We start from the raw sequence: 474 nt of genomic DNA, 5'->3' as shown, positions 1-474 counted from the left end.
AGCATAGGCACCTTAATTCTGTGGAGTCTGCGTGACCGATTATTGACACTGGGACGGCAGGAAGTTGAAGTGGCAATGACAGAGCTGGGTTTCATTGTGCTCTGGGGATTTTTAGCGATATGTGCCAGCCTGATTTTGATTGCGCTGATTGATGTGCCTTTCCAGCTGTGGAATCACACTAAACAATTACGTATGACGAAACAGGAACTTAAAGACGAAAACAAAGAAACCGAAGGTAGTCCGGAAGTCAAAGGGCGAATTCGCAGAATGCAGATCCAGCTATCACAACAACGCATGATGCAGGATGTGCCCGAAGCCGACGTTATCATTACCAACCCGACACACTATGCGGTTGCTTTACGTTACGACCAATCCAAATCTGGCGCACCAGTTGTCCTGGCTAAAGGCACCGATCTGATGGCGCAACAAATCAGAATGGTTGCTGATCACAACGAAGTGCCCATTATCTCTGCT

The 474-nt window shown here is 47.7% G+C and carries 1 protein-coding gene; it reads left to right on the top strand.

Annotation, left to right across the window (positions count from 1 at the left end):
- The coding region (locus B3M51_RS09615) for an EscU/YscU/HrcU family type III secretion system export apparatus switch protein (RefSeq protein WP_292758628.1) at positions 1 to 474 on the top strand (474 nt) is incomplete at both ends.

Source organism: Methylophaga sp. UBA2689 (genome assembly GCA_002354555.1).
GTDB lineage: Bacteria > Pseudomonadota > Gammaproteobacteria > Nitrosococcales > Methylophagaceae > Methylophaga.
Note: the sequence above shows the minus strand (reverse complement) of the source record. Positions and strands in the feature narration are given on the sequence as shown.